Here is a 17,304-nt window from a genome sequence, read left to right as displayed (position 1 = left end):
GGTATAAGAAAGACATGTTTAGGTATACTAACGAGCCATGGAGAAGGACGCAACGGAGGAACAGCCCGTCGAGGCCCAGGAGGCCGACCTCGGCGGGCTGGTGCGCTCCGCCGTCGGGCGCCTCTACCGCCGCTTCCGCAGCGAACGCCCCGAAGGCAGCCTCGGAGACGCGGCACTCGCCGTGCTCACCCGTCTCCACAAGCACGGACCGCAGACGCTCACCGAACTCAGCGAGCACGACCGGGTCTCGCCCGCCTCCATGAGCCAGATCGTGAACCGCCTCACCTCAGCCGGCTACGCCGTGCGCACCCGCGACCCGGAAGACGGCCGCAAAGTACTCTTCAGCACCACCGCAGAAGGCGACGAACTCGCCGGCGCCGCCCGGGCGCAGCGCAACGCCTGGCTCGACGACCGGCTACGCGCCCTCAGCGCCGAAGACCGCGCAGCAATCGCCCGCGCCACAGCACTGTTCAGCAGCATCGCCGACTCCTGACGCCAGTCGGACTTCCCGTTTTCGGCAGAGGGGACGTTCCACGACCTCGTGATCGATATCGCCATCGCCTGATCCGTAGGTCTGACGTGCCTGACGTCTCCCGATCTATCGCATGTTGCCGACCACGATCTCTCGTGCCGACCTATAGATAACCGGCGGCTCCATGCAGTTCCTGCAGAGCACCTTCGACGCCACGGTCGCCCGCCACCCGCTCCCGCCGGCGGGGCGACGCCGCCGTCGCGGTACGACCCGCACGACGCGATCTTCGCCTACAGCCACGCCGACTGGTGTGTGCAGGAAGTGCTCGACCAGGCAAATACGTACGCTCAACAGGCGCTGAACGTTTCAGCGGCGTCCGGTACTTTTCAGCAGACCGTTCCGCGGCGCGCCGCAGCTTTCAGCGGAAGCTACGCGATGGTGGCGGTCGGGTTCGCCTGTGCGCAGCGGGGGAAGCCGTACGTGTGGGATGGTAACGGTGACCGTGGTTTCGACTGCTCTGGGTTTACGAAGGCCGCCTACGCCGCTGCCCGGCGACTTGGTGTTCTTCGGCACCAGCGCAAGCACCATCACGCATGTCGGAATCGCCCTCTCGTCGACAGAGATGAACAATGCTCCCGACGTCGGTCTTCCGGTTGAGGTGGACAGGATCAGCGGTCACCTGGTCGGCATCACCCGTCCCGCCGCCTGACTGCCGCAGTGAGACGACGAGCAAGTGCTGGCCGGATGCGTTGCTGGAGTGGTCAGTAGGCGATGGTGGCCAGGAAGGTGTCCTGTTGCGGCACGGGTGCGCCCTGGCCGTGGAGTTGTTGTTTGACGTAGTTGGCGTTGAACAGGATGTGAGCGATGCCGTTGACCGCGTTGATCTGGAAGTAGCTGCCGATGAACGGGTGCGGGAGATTGGGGTCGACGCCGGGTTGGTTGGACACCGAGGTGACACGCACCCGATCGACTGGGTGCGGCTGCCGGATGTCCCAGATGTCGGCGAAGACGTCCTGGGCGGTGTCGAACCGGGGATCGAGTTCGGTGCTGTAGTAGGCGATGACCAGCCGGTCGGTGGTGTGGTCGACGCTGAGGGTGGGGAAGTAGCGGTTGCCGTGGGTGGGTGGGGTGACGCTGTCCGGGGTGGTCCAATGGACACCGTGGTCGTCGGACCAGGTCAGTACTATGCGCGAGTCTTCGCAGACTGTGCGCACGCGGGCTCCACACCGGTCCCAGGTGGCGAATATCCGATCGTGTCCGTCGGGCAGGGTGGCGACGTCGGTTTTGGGATAGGCGTCGGCGACGAGGAAGTCGTTGCCGTTGAGGCGCCCGCCCAGCGGCATGACGTGGTCGTCGACGGCGACAATGCGGGTCGGCCCGGGTGTGATCGCCCCGGGTTCGGCCGTGCGGAGCTTGACGGTCATGATCGTGTGATCTGCCTGGCCGGTGATGGTGCGCCAGGTGAAGTACACACGGCCGCTGGGGGCGATGGTGATGTCGCCGAACTCGGGGTCGTCGTCGCCGGGATCGGACAGGCGTTGCGGCGGCGTGCAGAGCGTGAGGTCGGCGGCGCAGCGGCTGATCATGGCGACCCCGCTGGTGGGATCGGTTGCCGGGCGGTCGATCCAGATGAACCAGGCGACGGTGCCGGCGGTGCCGCTGTTGCCGACCGCCATCCAGTCCTTGTCGTAGAACCGACCGGGTGGGGCGACCGCGACCGGTGTGGCCATGGGCCAGCATGCTTGATTGCGGCAGGATCCGGTGAGGGTGGTTCGGGGACTGTAGAAGCCGGCGATCGCGCTGGTGAATCCGGGGCTGGTGGGTTCGTTGGTGAACGCGAGTGCCGCGGCGTACAGCGGGCAGGACGGTCCCGGTCCGATGGCGGTGACCGGGTCGGCCGAGGTACGCACGACTCGTTGTCCAATATGGACGGCTGGAAGCGGGCCGTCTTTGGCAAGGGCTCGGCCGTCGACCGACAGTGCCCAGGACACGATGCCCCGGTCGGGGTCGTCTTGGCCGCGGCCGTCGTCGCTGGCGCCGAGCACCAGGCGCGGATCGGTGCCGCAGGTCGCCACCGATTCCTCGGTCTGGGCGGCGCCGGTGGTGTCGGAGGTGAACCGCTGCATGTCCACCAAACGAGCGCCATGTCCGGTCGTCGAGGGGGCGGCCGCTGAGACGGCGCACGCGGATGTCGCCACTGCCAGGACACAGGCGACGAGTCGGTGACGGATGGGGAGCCTCATCGGTGCGTTCCGGTTGTGCTGACAGCGGTCGCTGCCTGGTGTTGCATGAGCGCGAGATAGCCGTCTTCCAGGCCGGGTTCGGTCGGTGTGGAGCCCGGGTGCGGACGGGTGCCGGCGACCACGCGGTACCGGATGGTGTCGGCCAGGGTCATGGTGGACACCACGGTGGTCTCGGGCGGCAGCAGGTCGTTGGTCTCGACCGTCCAGACCTTGCCGCGGGCGGTGTCGATCAGCCCGGCGGTGTCGCCGAAGTAGGCCACCCTGCCCTGCCGGAGCACCGCCAGCTGCCGGCAGGTGGCGGCGATGTCCTCGACGATGTGCGTGGACAGGATGATCGTGCGGTCCCCGGCCAGCCGGGACAAGATGTTGCGGAACCGCAGCCGTTCCTCCGGATCCAGGCCGGCCGTCGGCTCGTCCACGATCAGCACGGACGGGTCGTTCAGCAGCGCCTGGGCGATGCCGACACGGCGCAGCATGCCACCGGAGAAGCCGCCGACCTTGCGGTCGGCCTCCGCCGACAGCGCCACGGTGTCCAGCAGGCTCTCGACGCGGGACCGCCGCCGCGTGCGGTCGCTGATGCCCTTGAGGATTGCCACGTAGTCGAGCAGGCCGCGTGCGGTCATGTCCGGGTACAGCCGCAGGTCCTGCGGCAGGTATCCCAGCGTCTGCTTGAACTGCCGCTGGTCGGCGTGCCGGGCCAGGTCCCACGGCCCGACCCGGATGGCGCCGCTGGTGGGCCGCTGCACGCCGGCCAGCAGCCGCATCAGCGTGGTCTTGCCGGCGCCGTTGGCCCCCAGCAGGCCGAACATGCCGGGGGTGATGGTCAGGTCGACGTCGTCCAGCGCGGGCCGGCGCTGGTTGCGGAACCGCTTGCCGACGCCGGTCATCTCGATGATCACGGTGACTCCTTGTTTCACGCGGCGGTCCGGCGCCGGCGTTCGAGGTACTGCAGCGCGACGACCAGCACCGCGCCGGTCACGGTCAGGACGGTGATGCTGGCGACGCCGTCGGCGACGGTCAGCGACGGGTAGCCGAGGTCGGCGTGGAAGACCGCGGACAGCGTGATGCCGCCGATCGGGGTGAACCAGGTGGCCGACGGGGACGGCATCAACTGGGTGGGCACCAGGTTTCCCCAGAACCAGTAGACGACGAACACCACCCGGAACAGCGCGATGCCCAGCACGGCCGGGCCGAGCAGGCTCAGTGCGCACACCACGACCAGGCCGGGCAGGACTCCGCCGGCGAAGGAGGCCGCCGCGAGCAGCAGTGCGTTCGAATCGTGCCTGATGACGGCGATGTGCGCGGCCGCGACCAGCCACACCGCCAGCACCGGAAGCGCGGATCCGACCACCAGACCGAGGAACCGACCCCACAGCCGCGGTGCGATGCCGACCGGGAGTGCGTCGAGCACCTCCTGCACGCCGAGCAGGCGGTCGCGGACGAACCGGTCCGCGAGCACCACGCCGATGGCCACCGGCGCGAACGTGTTCATGAAGTACGTCTGCGCCACCACGATCTGTGTGGTGCTGCCGTCGTAGAGGTGGTGATACGTCAACAGCGGAAACGCGGCCAGCGCCACGATGACCGCTACCACGCCGGGTCGACGCAGCAGCGCCACCAACTCCACCCGCGCGGTCGCGGCTGCGATGCGAATGCTCACAACGCACCCCGCAGCAGGCGTTCGGGCCGACGGGCCAACACGACCGAGACGGCCGTGACCACGAGCGCCGCCACACACAGCACCAACCGGTCGTGCCACCACGCGTCGGTGAGCCCGGCGGCGTCATGGAACGGCGCGCCCGGCACGACACCGTCGGCGAACAGGTACAACGGCTGCCACGGCCGGCCGACGAACAGCGACGACTGCGCGGCCTCGACAATCCACAGCACGCCGACCACCGCCGTGCCCAAGGCCGCGGACGCGGTGGCCAGCGTCGCCAACGCGCCGATCCCGGCGAGAAACAGCACCGGGGCCAGCCACACCAACTGTGCGGTGAGCACGCCCGGCGCGTCGTGCCAGTGGCCGGCGAGTATCGCGCCGATCGTGAGCAGCGCCGCGCCGACGGCCGTGGCGGCCAGGGTCGGGGCGAGCCGCCGGGCCAGCGTGCCGCCGTAGCCGGTCGGCAGGCTCAGTTGGAGCTCACGGGCCGGATCCCGGCCGATCGTGGTGGCGACCGCGACGCCCGCGGCCAGCGCCGGCAGCGTCTCGATCGCGCCGGGCACCACCCGCCCGACGAGTCCGCCGCCGGCCACGGCCGCGACGAGGCCGGCCCCCAACACCGTTGTCGCCGCCGGGACGGCCAGGACCGGCAGGCCCACCCGCCGCACCTCGTATATCCACAGCGGACTGTTCATGCCAGTTTCTCCTGTCGTCCCACCGCGAACACGGCCGCCGCCAGCACGGTCACTGCCGTCAGCACCGCGGTCGGTGTCGTGGTCCAGATCCAGTTCACGGGCACCGCCACCACCGCTGGGCGCGCCGGCGAGAGCGCCGCCACCCGTAGCGACCACAGCAGCAACGCGACGCCGATCCCGAGCCACGGCCGGTAGAGCACGCTGAGCAGCACGCTGATCGCGGACAGCAGCAGCAACGGGCCCAGCCAGGCCAGCATCAGCGACCACAGCCCGCCGGCCGCACCGACCGTCACCACCAACACCGTGCCCAGGAAGCCGACCGCGAGGTCGTAGCCGGTCACCACCAGCAGCCGCGCCACCAGCACCGTTCGCATCGACACCGGACACGCCTGGCTGATCTCGTAGGCCGGATCGGCGTCACGGCCGTAGATCATGGCCATGCCACAGGCCGCGCCGACCGGCGCGATCAGCGCGAACAACGGCCCGGCCGCCGCGTCGGAGACAGCGAGCAGCAGGCATCCGATGCCGACCACCACCGCCGTGGCCGCCCACACCTGCCGGCGTACCACCGAAATCTGCGCCAGGACGACCGCCGTCGCCTGTCGCACCCGCGAATCCGCGCGAACCGGCACCTGCGTCGGAGCCAGCGGCCGCGGTTCGGGCAGGCGCATTTCCCAGGCTGCCAACGACGAACGGAGCGTCGACCACGCCGCGGCCTGCCGTTCACACCGCACGCAATCCCGCACGTGACGGTCGACGGCCGCATCCGATGCGCCGCCCGCCACCCACGCCGCGATCTCGTCGGCGGACGGGTGTTGTTCAGCCCTCATGACCGACACTCCCGATCTCGACACCGAGCTGAGCGGTGAGGGCCTGCCGCGCGTGGTGCAGGCGGCTTTTCACCGTTCCCTCGGCGATCCCCAGCACCTGCGCGGTCTCCCGCACGCTCAGGCCGCGATAGGCCACCAACAGCAGCACCTCCCGATGCAGTGCGGACAACGCCGCGAAGCCCGCGATCACCGACTCCGCGTCGGCCCGGGCCAACACCACCGCCTCCGGCTCGTCCACGCGCGACCCCGCCTCGTCGACCAGCCGCTCGTCCGAGACCGAGGTCGGACGGCTGGCCCGCAGGAAGTCCCGGGCGGTGCGGCGGGCGATGGCGTACAGCCAGGTGCGCACCGACGACTCCGCCCGGAAGTCCTTGGCGTGGTGCCAGACCTTGAGCATCGTGTCCTGCAACAGCTCCTGGGCGATCTGCTCGTCCGGGCACAGCCCGATCAGGTAGGCCAGCAGTTCGCGGGATCGCCGCCGGTACAGGTCGTGCAACGCCTGTTCGTCGCGGGACGCGATCGCGCGCAGCAGGGCCCGTTCCTCGTCGGCGTTGTCCGCGGACCCGGACCTCGCCCGCACCCCGCGCGCCACCTCCGTCGTCACCGCCGCTGGATCCGCGCCCACAGCCAGCCGGCCAGCCCGATCGCCACGCCGGCGACAAGGATGGCCACCTTGATCGCGGTCTTGTTCTCCGGCGCGTACAGCAGGGCCCCGGCTCCGACCAAAACGAGTATTACGGCTGCCACCGCCGTACCCCGTGAAGCCACGCGCATCCGTGTTCCCTCCGATCGTGCCGTCGATCGGGTAGAAGCAGCCGGAGGCGACCGGGTTCACCCGCGTCGATCGAGCCCTGTGAGGAATGGGCCATCGCCCGGAGCCCGAGAGATACGGTGGAGCTTGCTGAGTTGATCAGGTTCACTGCCGCTGGTCTCGCCGAACCTCCACGCGCGCCGAAAGCGCGATCCGGCTATCGCGTCCCGGACCATCCCGCTGTGCTGAAATGTGCCGACCGCCGATCCGCCCACTTCAAGATCACAGACGACAGTCAGCTCCCAGCTCAGCGTGCCGGGCTACGGAAGGCTTCAACCGCGCTTCACAAGTGCGCTGCCGCCACCGTGGTGATCGGCACAGGCGACTGCAACGCCATCCAGGCCCCCGATGCCCGCGCGCTTGCAGCGGTCAACTATGCCTGCTTCCGTATGTGGAGCCATGCTCAAGACCTGTGGATCGAGCTCGGGGAGCACGCGAAGGCGTACCTTCCCGAGTGATCGACTGATGGTCATCGAGTAGGCCGGTGTTCGCAGCACCGGTCGGGTAGGCACGCCCGTGCTCAGCGTAGTCAACGACGGCGGCATCACCGCCGACAGCTTGCTGATCGACGAGATCGTCCGCGAGGGAGCGAGGAGGATGCTGGCCGCCGCCTTGGAGGCCGAAGTCACGGCGTATATCGCCGAGTTGGCCGATCAGCGGGACGAGACCGGCCGTCGGCTCGTGGCCCGTAACGGCTACCACCAGCCCCGGCAGGTCACCACCGCGGCCGGCGCGGTCGAGGTGAAGGCGCCGCGGGTGAACGACAAGCGCGTCAACGACGCCACCGGCGAGCGCAAGAGGTTCTCCTCCGCGATCCTTGTGCGTGCCGAAACTACGTCCGCGCAGGTCAAGCGGCATGTTGATACTCATGGAGGACCCGCCGAGACGGTCTCGCCGGCGTATGGCGAGGCGTTCGATCCGGTCGGGTTCAAAGGGTTGGGGTCGGGATCGTAGGAGTGCTGCGGCGGCGAGTGATCGGTGGGTTCGGTGCTGGTTGTAATGCCGCTCGTACTCCCGAAGTGCGTGCCGTAGGTGGGGCTCGTTCCAGATCAGCATGCGATCCAGCAATTCCGTGCGCAGCGTCTTCGCCCAGCGCTCCGTGATCGCGTTCATGCGGGGCATCCGGGCACCGGTCAGCACTGTGGAGATCCCAGCGTCGCTGAGGATCTTGTCGAGCAGGGCGGTGTATTTGGCGTCGCGGTCACGGATGAGGAACCGGACCCGTGCGAGGTTCCCGGTGTCCTCCAGGTCCATGAGCAGGTTGCGGAGAGCCTGCGTCACCCAGGCATAGGTGGGGTGCGCGGTAGTTCCGAGTAGCCGCAGCGCGGCGAAGGCGTGGGAGACGGCGAGGTAGGCGAAGCGGACCAGCACGAGCTGCGATCATGCCGGATGGTGACCGGTCACGTGCCGATGCCTGCTGACCTGCACGGACATAGTTCTCGGCACGCACAAGGTCGACGATGTCGCCGCCCCCGCCCGCCGACGCCATGTCCGCCAGCAACGCTTCGGTGATCTCCGCGGTGCGCGGCCGCGACTGCGCGATACGCCCCGGCGTGAACGCCTTGTGCATGAGGCCGCGTGCCGTGGTCGAATGGCTCGGACGTCGCCGTCACCGGCAGCCCGGCGCCCGCGGCGAGCGCATGCCACTCGGCCATGGTCCGCTCGCAGCCGCAGAAGTAGACGGCCCCTGCCTCGGTGACGGGATTCGCTCGGGACGGCAGCGCCGGCGCCATGGGACTCCGCGGCTGAGTAGACGTACTCATGACAGGGCCTAGCGGGGCTGTGACCATTGGACCATGGCCGATGATCGCAAGATGGGACGCAGGCGCCATCTGTGGCTGGCGATCGGCATCCTGTGCTTCCCGCTGGGAATCGCCGCGATCCTCAGCGGCGCACCGTTGGCGTTCCTCGAGGTTGGTGGCTGGCCCTGGAACACGACGATCTACGGTGAGCCCGGCACGGACCATGTGGTGCTGCAGTTCGATGACGGCCGGGTCGAGGAGTTCACCGGGTCCCCGGCCGACGCCACGGCGTGGGTCTCCAAGCGGCATGAGGAACTCAAGCTGGCCTACGGGTTCGATCACAAGATCGCCCTTGGTCGCGCGCTGTGTATCACAGGATTTTCGCTGCTGGCCGTTGGTGTCGTCGTCCTGCTCTGGAGGCTGGTGACCTTCGTCGTCCGACGATGGCCGACGAGGGCGGGACCTGGTTTGGCCTGAGCGGGAACAGGGTCTCCCTTGCGGGGAACCGGGTGTCAACGGCCAGGTCGGCGGTCGCTGTACAGCAGCGAAGTGCAGCGACCGTCCGTCGACGTCAGCGACCTGCGGCCTGCCTGCCGACAGTTCACACCGAAGGGGTCACTTGTTCTGGAGGGTGAACAGGAGGTACGCGGCGAGCGTGGGGCCGTCGGTGATGGTTCCGTTGCGCACCATGCTCTCGACGTCGGCGCGCGAGAACCACTGTTGGCGCATGTCCTGCTCGGTCACTTCGCGGTGTGGCGTGCCCGAAGTGAGGTCGGTTGCGAGGAATACGTGGAACCCTTCGGCGGTGAGGCTGTTGGAGCAGTGGAGGTAGCCGAGCTTCGTGATCGTTCCGGCGGTGAATCCGGTCTCCTCGGCCAGCTCGGCCGCGGCCATCTCCTCGGCGGTGCCGGTCTTTCCCGCGGGGAAGGAACCCGCCGGGAACTCCCAGGACCGGCGCTGGATCGGGTAGCGGTACTGCTCGACCAGGTGGAAGCCGTTGTCGTCGAAGGGAATGACGACCGCGAAGTCGGGCCGGTCGATCACCGAGTAGAGACCGGGGGATCCGTCGGCGTGCTCGATGCGGTCTTCACGCAGGGAGATCCAGGGGTTCTGGTAGATGACCTTGGACGACAACGTCTTGATGGACATGGCTGGAGTATCGCAGCGGGTGGGGCGTCAGCGGATGCCGCCGGCGGACGTGAGGTCGGCGACGGTCTCCGGGGCGAGGCCCCAGGATCCGAGGGCGGCGGCGGTGCGCTGGCCGGATAGGGGAGCGGGGACGCCTGCGGGGTACGGGAGAACCGCGGCCTGGGCGTCGGGCACGAGGATTTCACCGACAGTGCCGCGGCGAATACGGAAAGGCTCGACCCGGCCGCTCGGGTGCGGTGTCATCCGGACCCTGGTGCGATCAGATATTTCCCCACCAGTTCCCGGCGGTGTTGCGGGTGCATTTGCGGGACGGTGGGGTGATGGAGGAGCGGGTCGCGGTGAACCGGGGCGGGCCGGGGAATTCTTTGAGCCGGGAGGAATTGGCGGCGAAGTTCCGGATGAACGCCGGGGAACGGGTGGACGCCTCGGCTGTGATCGCGGAAGTGGCCGCGCCGGGATCGCGGAGCTGCTGGGACGGCCGTGATGCTCCGACCCGCGGACGTTTCCGCAGGTCGGAGCATCCCTCTGGTCAGCCCTGGGGGCCGCCGCCGCAGTACGTGGTGGCGTCGCCGCCGGCGGTGTTGCCGCCGGTGTTGTAGTCGTGCGTGTCGGTGTAGGCCGAGCAGACGACGGCGCCGCTGGAGTTCGTGATCACGGCGTGCGCGCTGAAGGAGTCGTAGTCCTGGTGGATGTCGACGCCGTAGGAGTAGTTGCCGATACCGGTGCTGACCAGCGGCGACCACTGCCCGCCCTCGCCCCGGAGCGCGCTGCCCTGCGGCGTGTTGTCCATGACCTCCAGACCGAGGTTGAAGCTGCCCCGCGCCGGATAGTTGTTGAACCACGTCGTGGAGTGGAAGTTGGCCGCAGTGTGCTTGCAGGAGGCCGACTGGCCCGAGTACCACTGGTCCACGTAGCCGACGTTGTAGTACGACGGGCCCGGGCCGTTCCACAGCCACATGACGACGTTGGTGCGGTGGCCGACGTGCACGTTGTAGCCGCAGCCGTCCCCCGGCAGGCCGGCGTGCGCGACGCCGGTGGTCCCCAGCACCGTGACGCCGAGCGCCACCGCCGCCGCGGCGGCAGCAGATCTGATCCTGTGCTTCATGGTGATCCCCTCCGTCAAATCGACCGCCCAGTGGGCGTCGGTGGTGACGCTAGGGATCGGCGTCCTTCGGCCGTCCTAGATCCGTCCTAGGCACGGCGAAAAGTAACGGTTGGATCAAGTGATGCATCCATACCGACGGGTGGGCGTCTTTGTTGCCACATGAGGCAAAGGGGAATTACGTGAGCAAGCGAGCCGATTTCTACGACGCGCCGGCGCACGACTATCTGCGTTACTGGGACGGCCGTGACTACGAGAACGCGGCCGAGCAGGCGGCCATTCGGCGGCTGCTGCACGGCCGGCGTTTCGGCCACGCCGCCGACGTCGGCGGCGGCTACGGCCGGCTGTGCGTGCTGTTGCAGGAGTTCGCCGACCGCGTGACCCTGGCCGAGCCGAGCAGCCGGCAGCTGGAGATCGCCGAGAACTTCCTGGCCGGCCATCCGCGCATCGAGCGCCGCCAGATGCAGGCCGACGCGCTGGCGTTCGAGGACGGGTCGCTGGACCTGCTCACGATGATCCGGGTGATGCACCACATTCCCGAGCCCAGCACCGAGTTCGCCGAGATCGCCCGCGTGCTGCGGCCGGGCGGCACGGCCGTGATCGAGGTGGCCAACCTCGCGCACGCCCGCAACCGCGTGCGGTATCTGCTGAAGGGGCAGCGGATCCCGCACCTGCCGGTGGACATCCGGTCGCCGGAGAACCGGCACGACGAGGAGATCGCCTTCGTCAACCACAATCCGCACACGGTCATCGAGCAGCTGGCCCGGTGCGGTCTGCGGACCGAGGGCATGCTGTCCGTGTCCAACCTGCGCAGCACCACCCTCAAGAAGGTGCTGTCACACCGGGTTCACGTCGCCGCGGAGGTCGCCTGCCAGCGGGTGCTGGCCCGGACCTTCTTCGGCCCGAGCGCGTTCCTGTTGCTGCGCAAGGACTGATCGCCGGCCCGAGGACGGCCCGTCGCTGACCTTCGTCGACGGGCCGGGCCGTTCACCGCTCGCGACGGCCGCGCGCCACCGCCAGCGGATCGCCGTCCACCCGGGGGACCTCGATGTCGCCGAACATCTCGCGCTGCTCGGCGGGGGACCAGGCGACGGTCGCCTCCGACGGCGACCGCTCGGCCCCACGGGCCGGCGCCTGTTCGGGTTCCGCCTGCTGCTTGCGGCGCCGCCACCGACGGCTCGGCTCCCGATCGACCTGCGGGGTCGGCTCGTAGCTGCCGACCGCCCGTTGGGCGGCTTCGCGCAGCGCGGCCTCGCGCTGCTCCGCTTCCCGTTGCGCCGCTTCCTGCTGGGCGATCTCCCGCTGCTCGGCCTCCCATTGGGCGGCTTCCTGCTGGGCCATCTCGCGCTCGCGCTGTTCGGCTTCCCACTGGGCCGCCTCCCACTGCGCGGCCTCGCGCTGGGCCATCTCCCGCTGCTCGGCTTCCCATTGGGCGGCTTCCCGCGCCGCCTCGCGCTGCGCCATCGCCTGCTGGGCCATCTCGCGCTGCGCCGCCTGACGCTGGGCGGTCTCTCGTTGGATCATCTCGCGCCGGGCCGCCTCGCGTTGCGCCGCCTCACGCTGCGCGGCTTCGCGCTGGGCCGCCTCGCGTTGCGTCGCCTCCCACCGGGCCAGGTCGTTACGGGACAACGGCTGGGAATGCGGCACCGGAGACAGGGGGCTCGGCGCCGTACCCCAACCCGACTCCCTGGCCACCAGCTCCCGGAACTCCGACTCCCACTGGTCCGGCGCCCACTGGGACGACGCCCGCTGTGGCCGCTCGACCTGAGTCCGCTGCTCGACCGGGGGCCGTTCGACCGGCGGGCGCTCCAGCGGGGGCCGCTCGAACCGGGGCGGCTCAACCTGGGATCGCGGGGGCTGCTCGACCCTGGACCGCTCCATCATCGGCCGCCCGACCGGGGCCCGCTCGACCGGGGGCTGGGGCTCGACCTGGGGCCGCTGGTGCTGGCCCGACCGCGGTTGGCCGGCTTCCCGCGTCCGTGCGGCCTCCATCTGCGCGGCCGCTGCTTGCACGCCCTTCAACAGGCTCGTCTCGGCCACGTTGACCTGGGCGGCTGCCGCCTGCGCGCCGCGCAGCAAACTCGTCTCGGCGACGTCCACGTGCGCGGCCGCTGCCGGCGCGCCCCGCAGCAGGCTGGTTTCCGCAACGTCAACATGCGCGGCTGCCTGTGCGCGCCGCAGCAGGGTCGTCTCCGTCACTTCCGGCTCGCGGTGGGCCGGCTCCTGCCGGCGTGGCTCCCGAGCCGCCGGTGCCACCGGTGCCGCTGGGCGCGCGTGCTCGAGGTCGACGGGCCAGCTCTCGTCGCCGACGGTGTGCTGCACGTCGGCACGGGTGGCGAACTTCTCGATGTACTCGATCCAACGGGCGTACGCGCTCGACCGCTCCCAGTCGGCCAGCGAGCTCTCGCCGTCGAACCGGTAGAAGATCTCCCAGTCACGCCCGGTCGCCGTGGTGCCGGTGACCCCGGCGCCCAGGTAGCCCGGCTGCCGCGCCGCCGTGCCGATGAGCGCCGTCGCCGAGACGGAGAACTGGCTCGCACGTCCGCGGCGCACCTGATAGCTCAAAGTGACGGTGATCGGCCCGCTCATCTTCGCGGCACACCCCCTTCAGGCATCCGGATGTGGAATACGCGGAGCGGCGGCGTCGGGTTCAGCCGTGACCGTGACGATCAGCGGCCGAGTCGCCGGCTCAGCTCGGGCACGCCGTCGCCGCCGAGGTCGGCCAGGACCGCCGGTCGCCCCGCCATGGCCATGACCAGGGACGACAGCGGTCCGTTGACCTCGGGACCGGTGCCGGCCCGGAAGTCGGCGTCGGTCGCCCGCAGCGCCAGATCCTTGACGACGGTCCTGCTCTTGACCGCGAAATCCCGGCCGGCGAGGAAGCGGGCGACTGCGAGCAGGCCGGCGGCGTCCGGGGCATGCCGCAGGCCCAGCGGCCGGCGGATGTCCTCGGCGTGCACGATCACCTCGCTCAGCCCGAACGGCGACGACTTGACCGGCAGGACGATGGGCCCGACCTGGCGGAACCGCTCGAGCGTCTGCTGCGGGGTGGCGCCGCGGAACTCCTCGAGGCGCCGCCGGTTGTGCACGTCCGGGTCGAACCGCGCGCCGACCATGCTGCGGATCCACCGCCACTGGGTGAACCTCGTCGCCGAGCCGAGGTGTGCGACGACTTCCTCGACGTCCCAGTCGGCGCACAACGTCGGCGAGCGCCACTGCCGCGGGTCCAGCGCGCCCAGGTCGTCGGCGAGCGCCGCGAGTTCGCCCCGCTGGATCCCCGCGAAATCGGTCACGCCGCGACGATAGGCGATCCACGGCGAAGCGGGGGGACGGCGGTGGCCGTCCCCCCGCTTCCGTCAGGTCAGCCGCAGGTCGGTTCGTCGGACTGCGCGGGCACGCTGATCGCGTCCCAGGCCGCCTTCACGGTGTTGAACTCGGTGCAGCCGTCGGGGAAGAGGCTCTTGGCGGCGTTCAGCGTCCAGGTTCGGTAGTTCAGGTAGGAGCTGTCGGACGTCTTGAGCAGCATGGCGTTGTAGAAGATCTTCAGCGCGGTCTGCACGCCCAGCCCGGTGACGGCGGTGTTGTTGCAGGTCGGGCTGGTGGGCTGGCCGTTGGTGGGATTCGTGCCCTCGGCCAGCAGGTAGAACCAGTGGTTGCCGGGGCCGGCCGCGGAGTGGACCTCGGTGCCGGGGATCGAGTCGTCGTAGCAGTTCTTGTCGCCCAGCTGCGACGGGTCGTACATGTTGCGGATCGGGCCCTGGCCGACCAGGTTGACCTGGTTGCCGACGAGGAAGTCCGGCGCGGCGTAGGGGGCGGACTCGTTGGCGAACCACTCGGTGGAAGCGCCGAAGACGTCGGCCACGAACTCCTGCGTGCCGTTGCCGGAGATGCCGCCGGGGGTGTGGTCGTCGATGCCGTGGCCGTGCTCGTGGGCGATCACGTCAATGGCGGGGATCCACTGGCCGGCCGTGTTGTGGCCGATCTGGACCTGGCTGCCGTCGTAGTACGCGTTCTCGTCGTCGAGGCCGACGCGGATCGGCCAGCCGCCGCCGTTGCCGTCGAAGCCGTTGCGGCCCAGCCACTGCGACAGCATCTTGTTCTCGGCCTGGATGCTGAACAGGGCGTCGACGCAGCCGGTCTCCTTGTTCGTCTCGTCGCCGTTGCCCCACGTGTCCGTCGACTTGGTGAACGTGGTGTTGTTCGACGCGTCCTGGCAGCTGACGTTGGTCAGGTTCGGGTCCTGGAGCGCGTAGCCGCCGCTGGTCTGGGTGGTGTCGATGTGCAGCGGCTCGGGGCCGTTCCACACGCCGGTGCCGTCGCCCCACAGGACGTGCTCCTGGGTGTGCAGCACCTTGCCGGAGGTGGCGTCGACGATGACGTCGAGCTTGCTCGGGCCCTCGGCGTTCTTGCCGACGACCGTGCTCGTCCACGCCAGCGTGGGCGCGCCGAGCGCGTAGGTGACGAGGCGAGCTTTGCTCACGCTGTCGACCTTCGGCACCTGCGTGCGCGCGATCGCCTCGGCCTTCGCGGCGGTCAACTTCGGCGTGGTGGACGGCAGGTTGATGGTGGTCTTCTGCGCCACCGACGTGGCGAGGACGTGGCCGGCGGAGTTCGTCGCCACCACGAAGTCGCCGCCGATGACCGGCAGGCCCTTGTAGGTGCGGTCGTACGGCACGTACTTGAGGCCGTTGGTGGAGGAGATCACCTTGTGGGCCAGGAAAGCGTCGTTCGCGCTGGCGTGTAGGGCGGCGGGCCGGGAGGCGACGAGGCTCTGCGCGGCGTTGGCCGCCATGGCCTCCGCGGTCATCGGTGTGGCGGCAGGGGTCTGCGCCTGGGCGGCCGCGGTTGTTGTCGCGGCCGCGGCGAGCATGCCGGCGGCGAGCAGGACTATGGGGCGTCGCAAGGACATCAGCGGTGTTCTCCTCCTGGCAGGGTGAACGTCGGCCCGGGCGGGCCGCGCTCGGAGGTGGACGGGTGCCGAACGTGACCAAGAATCGCGTTTCGCCGATCCGCGATCAACCCGACGAAGGTCGTGAAAGTCGGCGCCACCTGTGGGGTCAAAGTGACGTTTGGTCGGGTTTGACGCCGCCTGCGATCGATTGGTCCGTTTGGCCGATTTCGCGACGGCGTGGGCCCAGCCCGCTGCCGGCGCCGGTCACGGGCCCGACTGGGCCACTGATCGGCTCCGACCTACCCGTCGAGATCCGCGGCGGTGATCACCTGGTCCAGCACGTCCCGGGAGTTGACCAGGTCGGCGATCATGCGGTCGATGCGGTCCCGTTCGGCAACCAACTCGGCGGCCAGCCGAGGGGTCGCGATCTCGGAGGGCCCGCCGTCGGCGTCCCGCATGCACGGCAGCAGCTGCGCGATCTTCCTGCTGTGCAGCCCGGCGGCGAACAGCTCCTGGATGCGGATCACGCGATCCACGGCCCGATCCGGGTAGTCACGGTGCCCGCCGTCGGTGCGGTTCGCGGTGAGCAGGCCCTGCTGTTCGTAGTACCGCAGGGACCGCTCGCTGACACCGGTGCGCCGGGCGAGCTCGCCGATCCGCATCACGCCTCCGCACCTTGAACCTGACACTGATGTCAGACTTTACCGTCCAGGCATGGCACTCTTCGACTACAGCCCGATCATCGAGCGTCCAGTGATCACGTGGCCCGGCGGCAAGAAGGTCGCGGTGTACGTGGGACTCAACATCGAGCACTTCCTGTTCGGCCGCCCGTCCACGAGCATCTGGCCCGGCACGGCCGATCTGGTGCCGGACGCGCTCAACCACGGCTGGCGCGACTACGGGGCGCGGGTCGGGATCTGGCGCGTGATCGACATCCTCGACCGGCGCCGCATCCGGGCGAGCGCGCTGGTGAACTCCTCGGTGGTCGACCACTACCCGCAGATCATCGCGGCCGGTCGGGCGCGGGACTGGGCCTGGCTGGCCCACGGCCGGACGAACTCGGTGCTGCACACCGGTTTTTCCCGCGACGAGGAACGCCGCGAACTCGGGGAGATCGTCGACACCATCGCCGCCGGCACCGGCCGGCGGCCACGGGGCTGGATGGGGCCGGGATTGACGGAAACCGCGCACACCCCCGAACTGCTCGCCGAGCTGGGCCTCGACTACGTCCTGGACTGGACCAACGACGACCAGCCGTATCCGCTGACCGTGCCGGGAATGATCAGCGTGCCGTACACCGTCGAGCTGAACGACCTGCTGGTGTTCGCCCGGGGCGTCACCGGGCCGGACTACGTGCGGATGGTCGAGGACCAGTATGAACAGCTGTGCGCCGAGGGCGGCCGGGTGTTGGCGCTGGCGCTGCACCCGTTCGTGATCGGCCAGGCCTTCCGCGCGAAGTACCTGGACCAGGCGCTGGAATTCCTCGCCGCGCAACCGGATGCCTGGCTCACCACCAGCGACGACATCGCCGCGCACTACCTGGGCGGTGCTGGGTGACGTCGGTGTCAGGGGCGGTGTCAGGACGGTGGCCGGGTGGTGTCAGCGGGGCCGGCGAACGTGGTTCTCGTCAACAACGGAAACCACTCGCCAGGAGCCCACGATGACCACCTTCGCCACCCCCGCCCCGATCTCCGCCGTCCTGACCATCC

19 protein-coding genes and 3 pseudogenes are annotated in these 17,304 nt (G+C 69.6%); 7 read left to right on the top strand and 15 right to left on the bottom strand.

Annotated features, from left to right (window positions below; genetic code table 11):
- Positions 1-37: 37 nt before the first annotated feature.
- Positions 38-493 (top strand): MarR family winged helix-turn-helix transcriptional regulator, encoded by a 456-nt coding sequence (locus BCF44_RS52875; RefSeq protein ID WP_116182191.1) that lies wholly within the window; start codon positions 38-40, stop codon positions 491-493.
- Positions 494-907: 414 nt separating this feature from the next.
- A pseudogene (locus BCF44_RS59065) lies at positions 908-1,181 on the top strand (NlpC/P60 family protein).
- 52 nt (positions 1,182-1,233) lie between these two features.
- On the opposite strand, the gene BCF44_RS52865 reads toward BCF44_RS59065, so the two are convergent.
- The 7 genes from BCF44_RS52865 to BCF44_RS56365 all read right to left on the bottom strand — a co-directional run bounded on the left by BCF44_RS52865 (position 1,234) and on the right by BCF44_RS56365 (position 6,647).
- The gene (locus BCF44_RS52865) at positions 1,234-2,598 is read right to left on the bottom strand and encodes a hypothetical protein (protein ID WP_116182190.1); all 1,365 of its coding nucleotides are present in this window, start codon (positions 2,596-2,598) and stop codon (positions 1,234-1,236) included.
- Between the two features lie 113 nt (positions 2,599-2,711).
- On the bottom strand, positions 2,712-3,614 hold the full coding sequence (locus BCF44_RS52860) for an ABC transporter ATP-binding protein (protein ID WP_211353674.1): 903 nt from the start codon (positions 3,612-3,614) through the stop codon (positions 2,712-2,714).
- Positions 3,615-3,628: 14 nt separating this feature from the next.
- Complete coding sequence (locus BCF44_RS52855) at positions 3,629-4,375, bottom strand: hypothetical protein (RefSeq protein WP_116182189.1); 747 nt, start codon at positions 4,373-4,375, stop codon at positions 3,629-3,631.
- The gene (locus tag BCF44_RS52850; protein WP_116182188.1) at positions 4,372-5,070 is read right to left on the bottom strand and encodes a hypothetical protein; all 699 of its coding nucleotides are present in this window, start codon (positions 5,068-5,070) and stop codon (positions 4,372-4,374) included. The genes BCF44_RS52855 and BCF44_RS52850 overlap by 4 nt, the downstream gene beginning before the upstream one ends.
- Positions 5,067-5,900, bottom strand: coding sequence for a hypothetical protein (locus BCF44_RS52845; protein ID WP_147329048.1), 834 nt, complete (start codon positions 5,898-5,900; stop codon positions 5,067-5,069). Before BCF44_RS52845 ends, BCF44_RS52850 begins: the two co-directional genes overlap by 4 nt.
- The gene (locus tag BCF44_RS52840) at positions 5,890-6,504 is read right to left on the bottom strand and encodes an RNA polymerase sigma factor (protein ID WP_170218246.1); all 615 of its coding nucleotides are present in this window, start codon (positions 6,502-6,504) and stop codon (positions 5,890-5,892) included. The genes BCF44_RS52845 and BCF44_RS52840 overlap by 11 nt, the downstream gene beginning before the upstream one ends.
- Positions 6,501-6,647, bottom strand: coding sequence for a hypothetical protein (locus BCF44_RS56365; RefSeq protein WP_170218245.1), 147 nt, complete (start codon positions 6,645-6,647; stop codon positions 6,501-6,503). Before BCF44_RS56365 ends, BCF44_RS52840 begins: the two co-directional genes overlap by 4 nt.
- A 580-nt stretch (positions 6,648-7,227) precedes the next feature.
- Here BCF44_RS56365 and BCF44_RS52835 point away from each other — a divergent pair.
- Positions 7,228-7,530: pseudogene (locus BCF44_RS52835) on the top strand (transposase); the annotation flags it as partial.
- A 207-nt stretch (positions 7,531-7,737) separates the two neighbouring features.
- Here BCF44_RS52835 and BCF44_RS58375 read toward each other — a convergent pair.
- Positions 7,738-7,824, bottom strand: a pseudogene (locus BCF44_RS58375) (hypothetical protein); the annotation flags it as partial.
- 683 nt (positions 7,825-8,507) lie between these two features.
- On the opposite strand from BCF44_RS58375, the gene BCF44_RS52825 reads away from it, so the two are divergent.
- Complete coding sequence (locus BCF44_RS52825) at positions 8,508-8,930, top strand: hypothetical protein (protein ID WP_116182185.1); 423 nt, start codon at positions 8,508-8,510, stop codon at positions 8,928-8,930.
- A 138-nt stretch (positions 8,931-9,068) separates the two neighbouring features.
- Here BCF44_RS52825 and BCF44_RS52820 read toward each other — a convergent pair whose 3' ends face one another.
- The gene (locus BCF44_RS52820) at positions 9,069-9,602 is read right to left on the bottom strand and encodes an NUDIX domain-containing protein (protein ID WP_116182184.1); all 534 of its coding nucleotides are present in this window, start codon (positions 9,600-9,602) and stop codon (positions 9,069-9,071) included.
- 27 nt (positions 9,603-9,629) lie between these two features.
- Positions 9,630-9,845: a hypothetical protein gene (locus tag BCF44_RS56360; RefSeq protein ID WP_170218243.1), complete on the bottom strand. Its 216-nt coding sequence runs from the start codon at positions 9,843-9,845 to the stop codon at positions 9,630-9,632.
- Here BCF44_RS56360 and BCF44_RS58370 point away from each other — a divergent pair.
- Positions 9,839-10,201: a hypothetical protein gene (locus BCF44_RS58370; RefSeq protein ID WP_342775762.1), complete on the top strand. Its 363-nt coding sequence runs from the start codon at positions 9,839-9,841 to the stop codon at positions 10,199-10,201. The genes BCF44_RS56360 and BCF44_RS58370 overlap by 7 nt on opposite strands.
- Here the strand turns inward: BCF44_RS58370 and BCF44_RS52810 are convergent.
- Positions 10,132-10,707, bottom strand: coding sequence for a hypothetical protein (locus BCF44_RS52810; RefSeq protein WP_147329046.1), 576 nt, complete (start codon positions 10,705-10,707; stop codon positions 10,132-10,134). The genes BCF44_RS58370 and BCF44_RS52810 overlap by 70 nt on opposite strands.
- A gap of 179 nt (positions 10,708-10,886) precedes the next feature.
- Here BCF44_RS52810 and BCF44_RS52805 point away from each other — a divergent pair, with 179 nt between their 5' ends.
- Positions 10,887-11,639, top strand: coding sequence for a class I SAM-dependent methyltransferase (locus tag BCF44_RS52805; RefSeq protein WP_170218244.1), 753 nt, complete (start codon positions 10,887-10,889; stop codon positions 11,637-11,639).
- Between the two features lie 52 nt (positions 11,640-11,691).
- On the opposite strand, the gene BCF44_RS52800 is transcribed toward BCF44_RS52805, so the two are convergent.
- The 4 genes from BCF44_RS52800 to BCF44_RS52785 form a co-directional block, all read right to left on the bottom strand.
- Positions 11,692-13,293, bottom strand: coding sequence for a hypothetical protein (locus BCF44_RS52800; protein WP_116182181.1), 1,602 nt, complete (start codon positions 13,291-13,293; stop codon positions 11,692-11,694).
- Between the two features lie 80 nt (positions 13,294-13,373).
- The gene (locus BCF44_RS52795; protein ID WP_116182180.1) at positions 13,374-13,997 is read right to left on the bottom strand and encodes a maleylpyruvate isomerase family mycothiol-dependent enzyme; all 624 of its coding nucleotides are present in this window, start codon (positions 13,995-13,997) and stop codon (positions 13,374-13,376) included.
- A gap of 68 nt (positions 13,998-14,065) precedes the next feature.
- Positions 14,066-15,613, bottom strand: a complete 1,548-nt coding sequence (locus tag BCF44_RS52790) for a M4 family metallopeptidase (RefSeq protein ID WP_211353673.1) — start codon at positions 15,611-15,613, stop codon at positions 14,066-14,068.
- A gap of 281 nt (positions 15,614-15,894) precedes the next feature.
- Positions 15,895-16,257 carry a MerR family transcriptional regulator gene (locus tag BCF44_RS52785; RefSeq protein ID WP_116182179.1) on the bottom strand — a complete coding sequence of 121 codons (363 nt, stop codon included), beginning with the start codon at positions 16,255-16,257 and terminating at the stop codon, positions 15,895-15,897.
- A 52-nt stretch (positions 16,258-16,309) separates the two neighbouring features.
- Here BCF44_RS52785 and BCF44_RS52780 point away from each other — a divergent pair, with 52 nt between their 5' ends.
- A complete protein-coding gene (locus BCF44_RS52780; protein ID WP_116182178.1) occupies positions 16,310-17,152 on the top strand; it encodes a polysaccharide deacetylase family protein in 843 nt (280 codons plus the stop codon).
- Positions 17,153-17,304 lie beyond the last annotated feature (152 nt).

The sequence above is a fragment of the Kutzneria buriramensis genome (assembly GCF_003387475.1).
GTDB classification, from domain to species: Bacteria; Actinomycetota; Actinomycetes; order Mycobacteriales; family Pseudonocardiaceae; genus Kutzneria; species Kutzneria buriramensis.
Note: the sequence above shows the minus strand (reverse complement) of the source record. Positions and strands in the feature narration are given on the sequence as shown.

Excerpts from the sequence above, each read along its gene's own strand:
- BCF44_RS52875 (WP_116182191.1), top strand. The coding sequence starts at position 38 with ATGGAGAAGGACGCAACGGAGGAACAGCCCGTCGAGGCCCAGGAGGCC.
- BCF44_RS52865 (WP_116182190.1), bottom strand. The coding sequence starts at position 2,598 with ATGCAGCGGTTCACCTCCGACACCACCGGCGCCGCCCAGACCGAGGAA.
- BCF44_RS52850 (WP_116182188.1), bottom strand. The coding sequence starts at position 5,070 with ATGAACAGTCCGCTGTGGATATACGAGGTGCGGCGGGTGGGCCTGCCG.
- BCF44_RS52845 (WP_147329048.1), bottom strand. The coding sequence starts at position 5,900 with ATGAGGGCTGAACAACACCCGTCCGCCGACGAGATCGCGGCGTGGGTG.
- BCF44_RS52825 (WP_116182185.1), top strand. The coding sequence starts at position 8,508 with ATGGCCGATGATCGCAAGATGGGACGCAGGCGCCATCTGTGGCTGGCG.
- BCF44_RS52820 (WP_116182184.1), bottom strand. The coding sequence starts at position 9,602 with ATGTCCATCAAGACGTTGTCGTCCAAGGTCATCTACCAGAACCCCTGG.
- BCF44_RS56360 (WP_170218243.1), bottom strand. The coding sequence starts at position 9,845 with ATGACACCGCACCCGAGCGGCCGGGTCGAGCCTTTCCGTATTCGCCGC.
- BCF44_RS52810 (WP_147329046.1), bottom strand. The coding sequence starts at position 10,707 with ATGAAGCACAGGATCAGATCTGCTGCCGCCGCGGCGGCGGTGGCGCTC.
- BCF44_RS52800 (WP_116182181.1), bottom strand. The coding sequence starts at position 13,293 with ATGAGCGGGCCGATCACCGTCACTTTGAGCTATCAGGTGCGCCGCGGA.
- BCF44_RS52790 (WP_211353673.1), bottom strand. The coding sequence starts at position 15,613 with ATGTCCTTGCGACGCCCCATAGTCCTGCTCGCCGCCGGCATGCTCGCC.
- BCF44_RS52785 (WP_116182179.1), bottom strand. The coding sequence starts at position 16,257 with ATGCGGATCGGCGAGCTCGCCCGGCGCACCGGTGTCAGCGAGCGGTCC.
- BCF44_RS52780 (WP_116182178.1), top strand. The coding sequence starts at position 16,310 with ATGGCACTCTTCGACTACAGCCCGATCATCGAGCGTCCAGTGATCACG.